This is a genomic window from Streptomyces aurantiacus JA 4570 (genome assembly GCF_000414115.1).
GTDB lineage: Bacteria > Actinomycetota > Actinomycetes > Streptomycetales > Streptomycetaceae > Streptomyces > Streptomyces aurantiacus_A.
The window spans coordinates 1-14,628 of the sequence record NZ_AOPZ01000511.1; the positions used below are offsets into that span (position 1 = coordinate 1).

A 14,628-nucleotide genomic window follows, 5' to 3' on the forward strand; every position below is an offset into this window, starting at 1 on the left:
ATTGGGGAGCCCCCGGCAGGACCCGGCCGTACCTCCGCCAGCGCACCCACCAGCGTCAGCACCACGGACAGCCCGACCCCGGCCAGGATGGCCGTAGACGGCGTCGTCACGCTGAGGAGGCCACCGGCCAGCGACCCGCTGGCCGCGTACCCCGCCCCGACCGCCGCGTACATCACCGAATAGCCCGCGGCGAGCGCACTCGGCGGCAACACCTCACGGAGGGTCAGGTTCCGGGTGAGCATCGCGCCGGCCTGGAAGAAGCCCGCGACCGTCAGGCCCACGGCCAGCCACCCCACCGACGGCAGCAGGGCGACGACGGCCAGGCAGCCGCTGACGGAGAGCATCAGGACCAGGCTCTGCGTGCGCAGCCGCCCCGGCCACGTCCGCAGCCCGTACACGAGCGAGCCGACCGCCGAGCCCACCGCGAGCCCCGCGAGCAGCGGGCCCGACATGCCGACGGATGTGGAGCGCTGCTCCAGGAGCGCGGGCAGCACCAGCTCGGCCAGGGCCAGGAGCGAGAGGCTGGCCGCACCGGTCACGTACACCGGCCAGGCGCGGGCCATGATGCGCAGCATCGACTCGCCGTCCCGGTCGGACTCGTCCGCCTGCCAGCCCACGGGCAGCAGCCAGAGACCGGCCACGGACAGCGCCATCAGGGCGGCGGCCAGCAGCAGGGGCAGGCCGGGCGCGACACCGAGCGCGAGGCCGGTGACGGCGGCCGGGGCGGCCGCCCATATGAGGAAGATGAGCACGGACTCGGCCGACATCGCCTGCGCCACGGACTTCTCCGGAACCAGGCTGGTGAGCAGCGCGCGCATCCCCCCGGGCGCGGCGGCGGGGGCCGCGCCCGCGACGAACGCGCAGACCGCGAGCACCGCGGCGTGCGCGTCCGGCAGCGCGCCGAGCGCCGCGAAGCCCACCGCGCCCACCGCGAGCCCGACGGCGAGCTGCGGCCTGGCCCGCTCGGCCCGCATCCGCATGCCGAGCAGCGGGGCGCCGGCGATCTCACCGATCACGTACACCGCGGCGAGCATCGCACCGAGGGTGTACCCGCCCTCCCGCTCGCGGACGAGGAACACGACGGCGAGCGGCGCCATGGCCACGGGCATCCGGGCGCCCACGGCCACGGCCGCCCAGGCGAGGGTCCGCCGCGATGCGATGTCGCGATAGCTCATGCGTACGAAGGTAAGTCACGGCACTGACAACGCCCCACGGCTTTTCCCGCGCCGGACGCGGAGCCCGCGGGACCGCCGGGTGCGAAGCCCGCGAGGCCATCGGGCACGGCGCCCGCCAGGGCGTCGAGCCGCCGCTCAGAACACCAACACCCCCCGCGCCACCCGCCCTTCCTCCGCGTCCGCCCGCGCCAGGTCGAACTCCTCCACCGGATACGTCCGCGTCACCAGCTCGTCGAGGAGCAGCCGCCCGGCGAGGTACAGGTCGGCGTACAGCGCGAAGTCGCGTTGCGGGCGCGACGATCCGTACCGGCAGCCGAGGATCGACTTGTCCAGGAACAGCGACGACACCAGGAACGACGCCTCGGCCTTCGCGGGCGGCACGCCGAGCAGGATCGCCTGGCCGTGCCGGTCGAGCAGGTCGACGGCCTGGCGGATCAGCTCGACGCGGCCCACGCACTCGAAGGCGTGGTCCGCGCCGTTCGGCAGGATCTCGGTCACGCCCTCCGCCGACGGCAGGAAGTGCGTGGCGCCGAACTGCCGTGCCACCGCCTCCTTCTGGGGGTTGGCGTCGACGGCGACGAGGGTCGTGGCGCCCGCGAGCCGCGCGCCCTGGAGGACGTTGAGGCCGATGCCGCCGGTGCCGATGACGACGACGGAGTCGCCGTGCGCGACCCGGGCGCGGTTGAGCGCGGCGCCGACGCCGGTGACGACCCCGCACCCGATGAGCGCGGCCGACGTCAGCGGGATCTCCTTGGGGATCTTCACGGCCTGCACGGCCTTGACGAGGGTGCGTTCGGCGAACGCGGAGTTCGCGGCGAACTGGTAGAGCGGCTTCCCGGCCCGGGAGAACGGCTGTTGGGGCATCCCGATGGCCTTGCGGCACATGGTGGGGCGGCCCCGGTCGCACTCCGCGCAGGCCCCGCAGCTCGCCAGGGTGGACAGCGCCACGTGGTCGCCGGGCACGACGTGCGTGACGCCCGCGCCGATGGCCTCGACGACGCCCGCGCCCTCGTGCCCGAGCACCACGGGCGGCGGGAACGGGATGGTCCCGTCGATCACCGACAGGTCGCTGTGGCACAGCCCGGCCGCCGCGACGGCCACGAGCACCTCCCCCGGCCCCGGACCGCGTATCTCCAGGTCGTCGACGACCTCCGCCCGCACCCCGTCGAACACCACGCCCCTCATGGCGTACCCCTCACCGGCCCCTTGGCCTCTCTCGGCAGTCCGAGCACCCGCTCGGCGATGATGTTCCGCTGGATCTCGTCCGAGCCGCCGTAGACGGTGTCGGCGCGCGAGAAGAGGAAGAGCCGCTGGAGCGCGTCCAGTTCGTACGGCGCGTCCGCGCTCCAGTCGGCGGGCCCGACGGCCGCCGCCGTCCCGCGCACGGCCATCGCCAGCTCGCCGAGCCGCTGGTGCCAGCCGCCCCACAGCAGCTTGGCCACGCTGGGCGAGCCGACGTCGGTGCCCGAACTCCCCAACGTACGCAGGGCGTTCCAGCGCATGACGCGCAGGTCGGCCCACTGCCGCGTCAGGCGGTCCCGCAGCACCGGGTCGGCCGCGGCCCCGGCGCGCAGGGCCTCCCGCACGACCCGGTCCAGTTCCTGGGCGAAGCCGATCTGCTGGGCCAGCGTGGACACGCCGCGCTCGAAGCCGAGCAGCCCCATGGCGACCCGCCAGCCGTTGCCCTCACCGCCGACGATGTGGGCGGCACGCGCGCGTGCCCCGTCGAAGAAGACCTCGTTGAACTCGCTCGTGCCGGTGAGCTGCCGGATCGGGCGTACGTCGATCCGGCCGGGCTGGTCCATGGGGACGAGCAGGAAGGACAGGCCGTGGTGGCGCCGCGAGCCCGGTTCCGTGCGGGCGAGGACGAAGCACCAGTCCGCCTCGTGCGCGAGGGAGGTCCAGATCTTCTGTCCTGTGACGCGGTACGTCCCTTGCGCGCCGCCGCCGTTCTCGTCCCGTACGGCCGTGGTGCGCACGCCCGCCAGGTCCGACCCGGCGCCCGGTTCGCTGTAGCCCTGGCACCACAGCGCCTCACCGCGCGCGATGGGCGGCAGGAACTCGTCCTTCTGCTCCCGGGTGCCGTACGCGAGGAGGGTGGGCGCGAGGAGGTTCTCGCCGACATGGCCGCACCGGGCGGGCGCGCGCACGCGCGCGTACTCCTCGGCCCACACGACCTGCTGGGTCAGCGAGGCCCGCCGCGCCCCATAGGACGCCTCGCCGCCACCCCCGGCGCTTTGGCCACTTCCGTCACCCTCGGCATCCCACCCGATCCCGATCCACCCGCCCCGCCCCAACTCCCGTTCCCACGCCCGCCGCACGTCCCCGCGCTCGTGCTCGCTGCCCGGCCCGCCCTGCCCCGCGGCCGCCGCGAACTCCCCGGTCAGATGCTCCTCCAGCCACGCCCGCGCCTCCCGCCGGAAGTCCTCGTCGGCGGGCCCGAACCCGAAGTCCACGGCGGGGCCTAGGCGTTGGAGCCGGAGGCGGGGGCGGTGCCGGGGCCGGGCTCGGCGTTCGGCCCCGCGTTGGGCCGGTCCTTCGCCGCCGCGGCCCGCGCCATCTCCTCAAGCCGCGCGAGCAGCGGCATCGGATCGGTGCCCACCGTCCCGGGCAGGAAGTCGGCGATCTTCTCCGGGGTCCAGCCGCCGTCGGCGTACCCGGCGCGCAGCTCCCGCGGCTGCGCCCAGACCGCGATCTTCGGCCCGGCGACCGTGTACACCTGCCCGGTGATCTTCTCCTGCCGGGCCCGGTCGCTGAGCAGGTAGACGACGAGGGCGGCCACGTCCCCCGGCTCCCCGATCTCCGCCAGCTCCATGGGGACGCCCGCGGACATCCGGGTACGGGCGACGGGCGCGACGGCGTTGGCGGTGACGCCGTACTTGTGCAGGCCCAGCGCGGCACTGCGGACCAGCGAGATGATGCCACCCTTGGCGGCGCTGTAGTTGGCCTGGGCGACGGAGCCCTGGTGGTTGCCGCTGGTGAAGCCGATGAGGGTGCCCGAGCCCTGTTTGCGCATGACGGCGGACGCGGCCCGGAAGACGGTGAAGGTGCCCTTCAGGTGGGTGGCGACGACGGGGTCCCACTCCTCCTCGGACATGTTGAACAGCATCCGCTCGCGCAGGATCCCGGCGACGCACACGACGCCGTCCACGCGCCCGTACTCGGCGAGCGCCACGTCGACGATCCGCTGCCCGCCCGCCATCGTGGAGATGTCGTCCGCGACGGCCACCGCCTCGCCCCCGGCCGCCTCGATCTCCTTGACGACGGCCGCGGCCACCTCACTCGTGGGCTCGCCGCCCCCGACCGAAACGCCGTAGTCGTTGACGACGACCTGCGCGCCCTCGGCCGCCGCGGCGAGCGCGACCGCCCGGCCGATGCCCCGCCCGGCGCCGGTGACGGCGACCACCTTGCCTGCCAAGAAGTTCCCCACACCGGCCCCTTCCCGCGGTTTCTGACGGACCGTTAGATTTTATGACCCGTCAGACACCGGAAGACAAGCCCCGGGGAGCACTCATGTCAGCGTCGACCGATCCGGCCGTGCCCGCCATGCCGCAGGAGTTCCTCGACCTCGCCGAGCGCGTCAACAACTGGGGCCGCTGGGGCGCCGACGACGAGATCGGCACCCTGAACCTGATCACCGACGAGGTGGTGCGCGCGGCCGCCGCCACGGTCCGCACGGGCCGTCGCGTTCCGCTGGCGCTGCCGCTGCGCCAGGACGGCGTACAGACGGGCATGATCCCGGGGCGGGTCAATCCGCTGCACACGATGGTGCAGATCAACCAGCCGCTCGTCGGCCCGGATTCGGTCGCCACCAGCGACGACGTCGTCACGATGGGCCTGCAGGCGGCCACGCACTGGGACGCGCTGCCGCACGCCTCGCACTCGGGCCGGATCTACAACGGCCGCCCCGCGGACACGATCACGGCCCACGAGGGCGCCCGGTTCAGCTCGATCGCCACGGCCGCGTACGTCGTCTCGCGCGGGGTGCTCCTGGACGTGGCCCGCGCCAAGGGCCTGGACCGGCTGCCCGCCGATCACGCGGTCACTCCCGAAGACCTGGACGGGGCCGAGGAGTTCGGGGGCGTCACGGTCGGCGCGGGCGACATCGTCCTCGTACGGACGGGGCAGCTCCAGGCGTATCTGGCGGGCGACAAGCACGGTTACGCCTTTCCGTCGCCGGGGCTCTCGGTGCGGACGCCGGAGTGGTTCCACGCGCGCGACGTGGCGGCCGTCGCCAATGACACGCTGACCTTTGAGATCTTCCCGCCGGAGATCGAGAATCTGTGGCTGCCGGTGCACGCCCTGCACCTGGTCGAGATGGGCATGCCGCAGGGGCAGAACTGGAATCTCGAAAAGTTGTCCACAGCCTGTGGAGAGGAGCGGCGGTACAGCTTCTTGCTGTCGGCGACACCGGAGCCCTTCACGGGCGCGACGGGTTCACCGGTGGCGCCGGTCGCGATCTTCTGAAGTCGCGGTCCGCCGCGTCCGCGTCCGCCGACGCCGGGCCTCGGGTCCGAGCATGGACCCCGGGGTCGGAGTTCGGGTGGCGGCGCGTCGGCGCCCGCCCCGAGCGCTGTACCGCGCGCCGCCATCCGGCTCCGGCGTTACGGGCCCCGCCCCCCTGCTGCCCTGAAGGGGCACCACGCCGAATCACGATTCGCACCTCGCCAAGGAGCGGGCCACAGGCGCCGGCGCCCCTCGGCGTCCCCTCGCGGCGAATCGCTGCACACCAGCGTGATCAATTGGTCACGGTACGTCAACAGCGTGCCGGGGATTTACGGGGTATGCGGCTTTTGTCCGGGCCCGCGCACGGCCGCGCATCGGGGCACGGGACGGCGCATACGTCGGCACGGCGGGCGGTGCGGGAGCGCGGGGTGGCGGGGCGCCGCGGGGGGACGCGGGAGGGGTGCGGGGGCGGTCGGGGGGTCACACGGCTTCGGCCGGGCCGTTACGCGGGTTCGGTCGGGCGGTCACGCGGGTTCGGTCAGGCGGTACGCGGGTTTCGGTCAAGCGGTCAAGCGGTCAAGCGGTCAGGCGGCCCGTCGCTCACGCGGGTTCGCGTGCGACGCGGGGCGGCGCCGCTTCGTGCGTGACGCGGGGTGGTGCCGCTTCGTGCGCGACGTGGGGCCAGACCGCTTCGTACGCGACGTCCTCGTGGGTCGTCCCGTCGAAGGTGACGGCGGGGGCGCCCGCCTCGCAGCGGTCGACCTCGCACCAGATGCTCTTGCCGGCGCCCTCGTGCCGCCAGCCCCAGCGGTCGGCGAGGCCGTCGACGAGTTCGAGGCCGCGGCCGTTGGTGTCGTCGCCCTCGGCGTGCCGGGGCCGGGGCGGGCAGGCGCTGCGGTCGGCGACCTCGACGCGGACGGTGCCGGGTTCGTCGGCGGGGACTCCGGGGAGCAGCATGCGCAGGACCGCCGGACAGCCCGTGTGTACAACGGCGTTGGTGACGAGCTCCGAGATCAGCAGGATCAGCGTCTCGGCCACCGGCTCGTCGGCAGCTATGCCCGACCCGGCGAGCCGTGAGCGCGCCCATCTGCGGGCCCGGCCCACTTCCGCGGGATCCGGCCCGACTTCCAGCTGAACTTGAAGCACCTGCACCGCTCACACCATCCGAACCGGCGGACACATCGCCTCGTGACTCCGCAGGGTCACAGAACGTGAACCCCTTGAGAGACAGCATGGTTGACGTTCAGTCACCCCAACAAGCGCTTCGGGCATATTCCAGCGCGAAGGAGTACGCGTGCGGCATACTGTGCGACGCGCACCGCAAGGGGTCGAACAGGCGGGCGCTCGGCCTCGTCCTGCGCGGCGAGAGAAGCGCGCTGCCAGGCGCGGAGTCGCCTCAGGGGCAACACCGGCACGGCTCGGCCTCAGGACCACTCGCATCTCACACAAGGTACCGGAGCCGGGCGCCGACTCCGCGTCGTGACGAGTCACGCGTAGGACACAACCCGATATCGACGCTCAGTAGCTTTTCGTTCGTTCACGGCGAGTTCTGCCGCCTTTCGTGACGGACATCGCCGGATTCAGCGGCAGATGTCACCGTCTTTCACGGGAAGCCTCACCCCCTTTCGCCGGACGCACAAGTCGATCACAGCGCGGCGGCCAGTTCCTCCTCCGCCCGGGCCGCCGTGCGGCCGAGCCCGGCCCGCACCCAGGCCCGTTTCAGGTGCAGATGGACGTCGGACTCCCAGGTGAACCCCATGCCACCGTGCGCTTGCAGACAGTCACGGGCGTTGCGTACGGCGGCGTCGTCGGCCAGCAGCTTGGCGCCGAGGGCTTCGAGGGGGTCCCCGGTGACGGCGGCGGCGTACACGGCCGCGCGGGCCGTCTCCGCGCGGACCAGCATGTCGGCGCACAGGTGCTGCACGGCCTGGAAGCGGCCGACGGGCCCGCCGAACTGTTGTCGATCTTGGGCGTATTGGACGGCCGCCTCGCAGGTGCGGGCGGCGGAGCCGAGCTGTTCGGCGGCCAGGAGCAAGACGGCGGCAGTGGGGGCCAAAGGGCCGTCCGGTACGCGGTGCAGCGGCGTCAACGGGTCCACGGACCGTACGGCGACCGCGCCCGCCGCGTTCCCGCGCACCACGTCGGCCTCCGCGAGCCACGGCACGAGGCCGCCGTCGACGGCGGTGACGACGACCTCCCCGGCGGCCGCGCCCTCGACCTCCCCGGCCGCGAGGAACGTCGCCACTGCGGGCCCCGGAAGGAGCACCCGCCCGGCCTCCTCGAAGGCCAACACGGCCTCGGGCAGCCCCAGTCCGACCCCGCCCGCGCTCTCGGGCACGCACAGCGAGAAGAACCCGGCGTCCCCGAGCGCCCGCCACAGCTCCCGGTCGAGCCGGAGGGTTTCAAGGGCGTCGGCGACAGCACCCGCGTCCACGTCGGCCGCGGCTGCGGCAGCGTCCGCGGCATCGACGGCGGCCCGCAACGCGTCCCGCCCGAACCGCCCTTCCAGAACATCCCGTATGCCCCGCTTCAACGCCTTCTGATCATCGGTGAGTTGGAAGTCCACGGCCCGGCTCACCGCCCCTTCGGCAGGCCGAGGATGCGCTCGGCGACGATGTTGCGCTGGATCTGCGAGGTCCCGGCGGCGATGGTGTACGACAGTGAGGACAGCCGCTCCAGGGTCCAGGCCCGGTCCAGGTCGAGGGCGCCGGGGCCGAGCACATCGGCGGCCGCGTCGTACAGCGCCTGGCGCGCGTGGGAGTAGCGCAACTTGAAGACGGACCCGCCGGTGCCGGGCACGCCGCCGGTGCGCCGGCCCTCGCTGACGTTCCACTGCGTCAGCCGCCACAGGGCGGCGAACTCCGCGCTCAGCCGCCCGAGCCTGCGCCGCAGCACCGCGTCGTCCCAGCGCCCGTTCGCGCGCGCCTCCCGGGCCAGCTCGCCGAGCAGCCGGCGGCAGGCCACGACCTCCCCCACGAAGGCCGTGCCCCGCTCGAACGACAGCGTCACCATGGTCACGCGCCAGCCGTCGTTCTCGGCGCCCACCCGGTTGGCGACCGGCACCCGCACCTCGTCGAGGAACACCTCGGCGAACTCCGCCGAGCCCGCGAGCGTACGCAGCGGCCGCACCGTGATCCCGGCCGCGCCCATGGGCATCGCGAGCCAGGTGATGCCCCGGTGCTTGGGCACGTCCTCGCTCACGGGTGTCGTCCGCACGAGGAGTTCGCACCAGTCGGCGACCTCCGCGTGCGAGGTCCAGATCTTCGAACCGCTCACTACGTAGTCGTCGCCGTCCCTCCACGCGCGCGTGCGCAGCGACGCGAGGTCGGATCCGGCGTCCGGTTCGCTGAAGCCCTGGCACCACACCTCGTCGCCGCGCAGCACGGGCGGCAGCCAGCGGGCCCGCTGCTCGGGGGTGCCTTCGGAGGCGATGGTGGGCCCGGCGTGCAGCAGGCCGACGAAATTGGCCCCTACGTAGGGTGCGCCCGCCTTCTCCGTCTCCTCCAGGAAGATCAGCCGCCGGGTCGGGGACGCGTCCCAGTGCACCTCGCCGTACCCCGCGTCGTACAGCGTCCGCTGCCACGCGGTGTCGTACGCCCGCCGCCCCGGCCAGTCGCCGGGCGAGGGCTTGGCGGGCAGCTTCGGCAGCACGTCGGCGAGCCAGGCCCGCAGCCCCTGCCGGAAGGCTTCCTCCTCCTCGGTGTACGTCAGGTCCATCAAGAGCCCCGTTTCTGATGGGTCGTCAGAACGCAGGCTAGCCCCGCGCCTCTGGACCGACAAGGAGTGGAGCTCTACGCTCTCCGCACCTTCTGACTGCCCGTCAGAAACTGTGCTCGCAGCCGCGAGTGGACACGAGGGGGCCGCAGTGCACGACGACACCGCCCACGCCCTGAGCTCCTGCGGGACGCTCTGGGAACTCATCGAGCGCCGCGCCGCCCTCACCCCGGACACCCCGGCCCTGATCCAGGCCGCCGCCGACCCCGCCGACGACCGCACCCTCACCTTCGGCGGCCTGCGGCAGCGCTGCGAGCGGGTGGCGGCGGGCCTTTACGGGATGGGGGTGCGTCCCGGCACGGTCGTCGCCTGGCAGCTCCCCACCCGCGTCGAGACGGCCGTCCTGTCCTTCGCGCTCGCCCGCCTCGGGGCCGTCCAGTCGCCGGTGATCCCGTTCTACCGCGATCGCGAAGTCGGCTTCGCGCTGCGGGAGTCGAAGGCCGAGTTCTTCGCGGTGCCGGGCGTCTGGCGGGGCTTCGACCACGCGGAGCTGGCGGCGCGGCTCGGTGCGCGCGGCGTGTTCACCGCGTACGACGAGCTGCCGGAGGCCGACCCCGGCGTCCTGCCCCCGCCGCCGGCCGACGGCCGCGCGGTGCGCTGGATCTACTGGACGTCGGGCACGACCTCCGACCCCAAGGGCGTCCTGCACACCGACCGCTCCCTGATCGCGGGCGGCGCCTGCCTGGCGCACGCGCTGCGCCTGACGCCGGACGACGTGGGCTCGATGGCGTTCCCCTTCGCGCACATCGCCGGGCCCGACTACACCGTCATGCTGCTGCTCTACGGCTTCCCGGCCGTCATGTTCGAGCACTTCGCGCTGCCGGACGCGCTGGACGGCTACCGGCGGCACGGCGTGACCGTCGCGGGCGGCTCGACGGCGTTCTACTCGATGTTCCTGACCGAGCAGCGCAAGCGTCCGGACCGGAGGCTCATCCCCACCCTCCGCCTGCTCGCGGGCGGCGGCGCCCCCAAGCCGCCGGAGATCTACCACACCGTCGTACGCGAGATGGGGTGCCAACTCACCCACGGCTACGGCATGACCGAGGTCCCGATGATCACGATGGGCGACCCCGACGACTCGCCGGAGAACCTGGCCACCACGGAGGGCCGCCCGCCCGCAGGCATGGAGATCCGCGTCACCGACGCCGACGGCGAGGAGGTGCCCGCCGGCACGGACGGCGAGGTGCGGCTGCGCGGCGAGGCCGTCTGCCGGGGCTACTTGGACGCGGCGGCCACGCGGGCCGCGTTCGACGCGGACGGCTTCCTGATCACCGGCGACCTGGGGCACCTGCGGGAGACCGGCCACCTTGTCCTGACCGGCCGGGCCAAGGACGTCATCATCCGCAAGGGCGAGAACATCTCCGCCAAGGAGATCGAGGACCTGCTGCACGCGCACCCGGCGGTCGCCGACGTGGCGGTGATCGGGCTGCCCGACGCGGAGCGCGGCGAGCGGGTGTGCGCGGTCGTGGAAGGCGCCCCCGGAGCACCCGAGTTGACGCTTCCGGAGGCGTCGGCGTACCTGCGCGGCGCGGGTCTGTCCGTGCACAAGCTCCCGGAGCAACTGGAGCTGGTGTCGGCGCTGCCCCGCAACGAGACGTTGAGGAAGGTACTCAAGTACAAGCTGCGGGAGCGCTTTTCGGCGTGAGCGGTGCGGCGCCCCGGCCCTACTCGGGGACCGTGAAGTACGACGCGAAGGCGGAGACGACCTGGTCCTCGGTGACCGGGCCGAGGGTCGCGGCGGCCTGTTCGGCGACGTCCGGCTGCACGCCGAGGACGCGGAGCACGCGCTGCACCTCGCCGGCGGTGACCGAGGCGTCCCCGTCGCCGTCCGCCAGGGCGATCAGCGCGTGCAGGAACGGCCGGGCGATCTCCGCGAACCGGGCGGGGTTGTCGCGCAGCCGCTTCACGGCGCCGCCGACGAACTCGTCCTTGGTGATGCGCTGGTCCCCGTCGCGGTCCGCGATGCCCGCCATGCCCTGCCAGAACGCCTCGGCCCCGATGTACAGGGCCTGGCCCTTCTCGGACCGTGCGGTCACCCCGAACTCCGCGAGCAGCGCCTGGGCCGCCGTGCTGAAGTCCTCACGGGAGATGTAGCCGTTGCCGTCCTGGTCGAAGGTGGCGAAACGGGCCGCGATCCTGCGTTCGTACTCGGCACTGTCCATGGTCTTCGGGCCGCCTCACTTCTCAATGCGGTTGGGGGGTCGGTCCGCCCCGGCCGGGGCCGGGTCGGGCCGTCCTACAGGTATCTGTCCAGGAGCGTACGACGCCGTCGGCCGCCAGGAGGCGGAAAAGCCACGCCTGTGCCAAGACCGCGGAAATTCCGCGACAAAGGTGTGTCATGGAGGCACTCCGGGCCCGGCGGGCACACCGGCGCCGGCGTCCGCCCGGGAAGGTTACGCGGTCAGGGGTGCGGCGCCGTCGTCGACCGCCGACGCCGCGTCCGGGTACACCTCGAAGAGCCGCCGCACGCCGAGCGCGGCGAGCACGCGGTTCACGTGCGAGCCGTCGACGGCTCCCTGCGCGGGCAGGATCAGCCGCAGCCGGCCGCGGCAGGAGCGCATCAGACGGCGGGTGGTGATCAGTACGCCGACGCCGCTCGAATCGCAGAAGAACACGTCGGACAGGTCGAGGACCAGGCTGCGGCGGCCCTCGGCGACGGCGTCGTGCACGCGCTGACGCAGCACGGGTGACGCCAGGAGGTCCATCTCCCCCGACACCCGCAGCACGACCCAGTCGCCCTGCTCACCCACGGCCACCTTCAACGCCACGCGCCAGCCCCTCGTCCGCTGATCCGGAAGCAGCTCCTACGGTTCCTCTTTCGCGGCTGCCCCACAGCGGTTCCATGAAACACCAGGACCCCACACGTCCCGGCAGCGGGCTTGGGCACGGGTTCAATATCATCCGCGGCCCCGCGCGGGCCCGCTTTGCCGCAAAGAACGGGAAAGCGCGGGGAAAGGGCGGTGCGGTGTCAGTGGCGCCGACTACATTCGAAGCAACGGTGAGGGTGAAGGAAGACGGCGAGCGATCGAGGGGGCCGCATGCCGAAGGACGCGCCGCGTCGCTGGGACCGCCGCATGCAGCAGCGCCTGGCGCACGGGGAGGCAGCCGCCCTGGGCGAGCTGTACGACCACTTCGCCTCGCTGGTGCACGGCCTCGCGTATCGCGTCCTCGGGGACGTGGCGGCGGCCGACCGCATCACGCGCGAGGTCTTCACGCACGTCTGGGAGAACCCCGAGGCGTACGACCCCAAGCAGGGCCCGCTGCGCTCGTGGATCGCCATGCTGGCCCACCAGCAGGCCGTGCGCCGGCTGCGGCAGACCGAGTCCGCGGCGCTGGCCCGGGGCGGCGAGGGCACCACGGAGGACCTGGAGCGCAAGGTCCGCCGCGCCTCCGCCGCCGCCCGCGCGGACTACATCGTCACCGCCATGCCCGCCCCGCTGCGCGCCGCCCTTGAGCTGGCCTATTTCCAGCGCCGCGACTATCGCCAGACGGCCGCGGACCTCGGCGTCACCGAGGACGAGGCCCGCCGCCGCCTCCGCCTCGGCCTGCAACTGCTCTCCACCGCCCACGACACCGCCCCGTCCGGCGAAGAGCCGACGGACACCGGCGCCCACGGCTACGGGAGAGCACTGTGAACAGCCCCGACCAGCCGGATCCGTACGACGACGAGACAGGCCGTGGGCCCGGGGGCGAGGAGACGGGCCGTGGGCCCGAGGGCGACGACGGCTTCGGGCCCGAGCCCGGGCAGGGGGGCCTGCCCGGGGCGGGCGGGGCGCCGCGCATACCCGCGCCGCGGGTGTCGGTGGAGGACGGCGGGGGGCCGCTGCCGGAGATGCCGTTGCCGGGGGTGCCTTCGCCGGAGGCGGAGGGGCAGGATGCGGCCGGTGCCGGGGGTGCGGCCGACTCCGGGGAGTGGGCCGACCCCGAGGGTCCGGGCGACGCGGGGAGTCATGCCGACGCGGGGGTTGTGCCCGACGCGGGGGTCGCGCCCGACGTGGGGGCCGCGCCCGGGAGTGGTGGGGAAGCCTCGGGGGGTGGGGAGCTTGATCATCGGGTGTTGAAGTCGTTGCTCGGGGCGTGGGCGCTCGCTGCCTGTTCGGCGCAGGAGTCGATCGCCGTCGAGGAGCATCTGGGGACGTGCGGGCCGTGCGCCGAGGAGGCGCTGCGGCTGCGCGAGGCGGTCGGCCTGCTGCACCCCGCGGAGAGCCTGGACCTCGACCCGGGGCTGCGCACCCGCGTCCTGGAGAGCTGCCTCGGCCGGCGTCCGCCCCGCATCCCGCTGCCCGACTGGGCCGCTCCGTACGACGCCGAGACCGCGCGGCTCGACGCGTTGCTCCAGGACATCGGGGACGCCGAGTGGCACGCCCCCGTACGGCTGCGCTGGTTCGAGGACGACGGTCCGGTGAGCCGCAAGACGACGGTCGCCGGGGTGATCGCGCATCTGCTGGCCGTCGACGGCCTGGTCGGGACCGCGCTCGGCCTGGAGGACCCGCTCGGCCCGGAGGCCCCGCGGGTCCCCGGCCCGACCCGGCGCACGGAGGCGTACTGGCGCGCTTCGCACTTCCCGCCCACCCGCGCGGTGCGCGGCCCCTGGCGCGACCAGACGCACGAGCTGATCCGGACCGTGTCGTTCGCGGGCGGCGGCTCGGGGCGGCTCGCCGTGGAGTACGGGGTGCCGGCGGAGGCTCCCGCCGAGGACGGCGGCGGCAGCGTCCAACTGCCCCTGCGGGACTCGATGGTGGAGCGCGCCTTCGAGTGCTGGATCCACGCCGAGGACATCGCCGACGCCGTGGACTATCCGTACGAGCCGCCCTCGCCGCGCCATCTGCACCACATGATCGACCTGGCGGCGCGGATGCTGCCCGCGACGCTGGCCGAGCGGCGGCGGGCGGGGCGGGCTGCGCCGTCGCGGGAGCTGGTCGCGGCGGGGGCGCCGGGGCGGAGTCTGCGGCTCGAGGTCGAGGGGGTCGGGGGCGGCGAGTGGTTCATTCCGCTGGACTCGCCCGGGGCGAGCGGGTCCGCCGAGTGCGAGGTGGCGCACATCGCCCTGGACGGCGTGGAGTTCTGCCGCCTGGCGGCGGGGCATGTGGCCCCCGAGGAGGCGGCCGCCGGCCAGATGGGAGACCGCGAGGCGATCAGGGACGTCCTGTTCGCGGCGGCGTCCCTGAGCCGGTTGTAGGGCGCCTCACCCCCGGCCGGACGGGCACCGTCGGCCTGGGCTGTGCCCACCCGT

At 73.7% G+C, this 14,628-nt stretch carries 13 protein-coding genes; 4 read left to right on the plus strand and 9 right to left on the minus strand.

Annotation, left to right across the window (positions count from 1 at the left end):
* The 4 genes from STRAU_RS36490 to STRAU_RS36505 all read right to left on the minus strand — a co-directional run.
* A partial coding sequence (locus STRAU_RS36490; protein ID WP_037664319.1) for an MFS transporter occupies positions 1-1,175 on the minus strand: 1,175 nt, incomplete at its 3' end.
* Between the two features lie 135 nt (positions 1,176-1,310).
* Positions 1,311-2,360, minus strand: a complete 1,050-nt coding sequence (locus tag STRAU_RS36495) for a Zn-dependent alcohol dehydrogenase (RefSeq protein ID WP_037664322.1) — start codon at positions 2,358-2,360, stop codon at positions 1,311-1,313.
* Positions 2,357-3,631, minus strand: coding sequence for an acyl-CoA dehydrogenase family protein (locus STRAU_RS36500; protein WP_016645413.1), 1,275 nt, complete (start codon positions 3,629-3,631; stop codon positions 2,357-2,359). The genes STRAU_RS36495 and STRAU_RS36500 overlap by 4 nt, the downstream gene beginning before the upstream one ends.
* Before the next feature lie 8 nt (positions 3,632-3,639).
* A complete protein-coding gene (locus tag STRAU_RS36505) occupies positions 3,640-4,605 on the minus strand; it encodes an SDR family NAD(P)-dependent oxidoreductase (protein WP_016645414.1) in 966 nt (321 codons plus the stop codon).
* 83 nt (positions 4,606-4,688) lie between these two features.
* Between STRAU_RS36505 and STRAU_RS36510 the strand changes: the two genes are divergently transcribed.
* Positions 4,689-5,642, plus strand: coding sequence for a cyclase family protein (locus STRAU_RS36510; RefSeq protein WP_016645415.1), 954 nt, complete (start codon positions 4,689-4,691; stop codon positions 5,640-5,642).
* 579 nt (positions 5,643-6,221) lie between these two features.
* Here the strand turns inward: STRAU_RS36510 and STRAU_RS36515 are convergent.
* The 3 genes from STRAU_RS36515 to STRAU_RS36525 all read right to left on the minus strand — a co-directional run bounded on the left by STRAU_RS36515 (position 6,222) and on the right by STRAU_RS36525 (position 9,338).
* Positions 6,222-6,773, minus strand: a complete 552-nt coding sequence (locus tag STRAU_RS36515) for an ATP-binding protein (RefSeq protein WP_078621730.1) — start codon at positions 6,771-6,773, stop codon at positions 6,222-6,224.
* A gap of 493 nt (positions 6,774-7,266) precedes the next feature.
* Entirely contained in the window at positions 7,267-8,187 is a 921-nt protein-coding gene (locus STRAU_RS36520; protein ID WP_037664330.1) for an acyl-CoA dehydrogenase family protein, read from the minus strand.
* Positions 8,188-8,195: 8 nt separating this feature from the next.
* Positions 8,196-9,338 carry an acyl-CoA dehydrogenase family protein gene (locus STRAU_RS36525; RefSeq protein WP_016645418.1) on the minus strand — a complete coding sequence of 381 codons (1,143 nt, stop codon included), beginning with the start codon at positions 9,336-9,338 and terminating at the stop codon, positions 8,196-8,198.
* A gap of 148 nt (positions 9,339-9,486) precedes the next feature.
* Here STRAU_RS36525 and STRAU_RS36530 point away from each other — a divergent pair, with 148 nt between their 5' ends.
* Positions 9,487-11,040: a class I adenylate-forming enzyme family protein gene (locus STRAU_RS36530; protein ID WP_016645419.1), complete on the plus strand. Its 1,554-nt coding sequence runs from the start codon at positions 9,487-9,489 to the stop codon at positions 11,038-11,040.
* 19 nt (positions 11,041-11,059) lie between these two features.
* Here the strand turns inward: STRAU_RS36530 and STRAU_RS36535 are convergent, their stop codons facing one another.
* Together STRAU_RS36535 and STRAU_RS36540 are read right to left on the minus strand one after the other, a co-directional pair.
* Positions 11,060-11,557 (minus strand): EF-hand domain-containing protein, encoded by a 498-nt coding sequence (locus STRAU_RS36535; RefSeq protein ID WP_016645420.1) that lies wholly within the window; start codon positions 11,555-11,557, stop codon positions 11,060-11,062.
* A gap of 231 nt (positions 11,558-11,788) precedes the next feature.
* Positions 11,789-12,163, minus strand: coding sequence for an STAS domain-containing protein (locus STRAU_RS36540; RefSeq protein ID WP_016645421.1), 375 nt, complete (start codon positions 12,161-12,163; stop codon positions 11,789-11,791).
* Positions 12,164-12,433: 270 nt separating this feature from the next.
* On the opposite strand from STRAU_RS36540, the gene STRAU_RS36545 reads away from it, so the two are divergent.
* Together STRAU_RS36545 and STRAU_RS36550 are read left to right on the plus strand one after the other, a co-directional pair.
* Positions 12,434-13,030: a sigma-70 family RNA polymerase sigma factor gene (locus STRAU_RS36545; RefSeq protein ID WP_016645422.1), complete on the plus strand. Its 597-nt coding sequence runs from the start codon at positions 12,434-12,436 to the stop codon at positions 13,028-13,030.
* Positions 13,031-13,227: 197 nt separating this feature from the next.
* Positions 13,228-14,574 carry a maleylpyruvate isomerase N-terminal domain-containing protein gene (locus STRAU_RS36550; RefSeq protein ID WP_078621732.1) on the plus strand — a complete coding sequence of 449 codons (1,347 nt, stop codon included), beginning with the start codon at positions 13,228-13,230 and terminating at the stop codon, positions 14,572-14,574.
* Positions 14,575-14,628: the final 54 nt, after the last annotated feature.

Coding starts and splice junctions, on each gene's coding strand:
- STRAU_RS36495 (WP_037664322.1), bottom strand. CDS start 2,360: ATGAGGGGCGTGGTGTTCGACGGGGTGCGGGCGGAGGTCGTCGACGAC.
- STRAU_RS36510 (WP_016645415.1), top strand. CDS start 4,689: ATGTCAGCGTCGACCGATCCGGCCGTGCCCGCCATGCCGCAGGAGTTC.
- STRAU_RS36525 (WP_016645418.1), bottom strand. CDS start 9,338: ATGGACCTGACGTACACCGAGGAGGAGGAAGCCTTCCGGCAGGGGCTG.
- STRAU_RS36535 (WP_016645420.1), bottom strand. CDS start 11,557: ATGGACAGTGCCGAGTACGAACGCAGGATCGCGGCCCGTTTCGCCACC.
- STRAU_RS36545 (WP_016645422.1), top strand. CDS start 12,434: ATGCCGAAGGACGCGCCGCGTCGCTGGGACCGCCGCATGCAGCAGCGC.
- STRAU_RS36550 (WP_078621732.1), top strand. CDS start 13,228: ATGCCGTTGCCGGGGGTGCCTTCGCCGGAGGCGGAGGGGCAGGATGCG.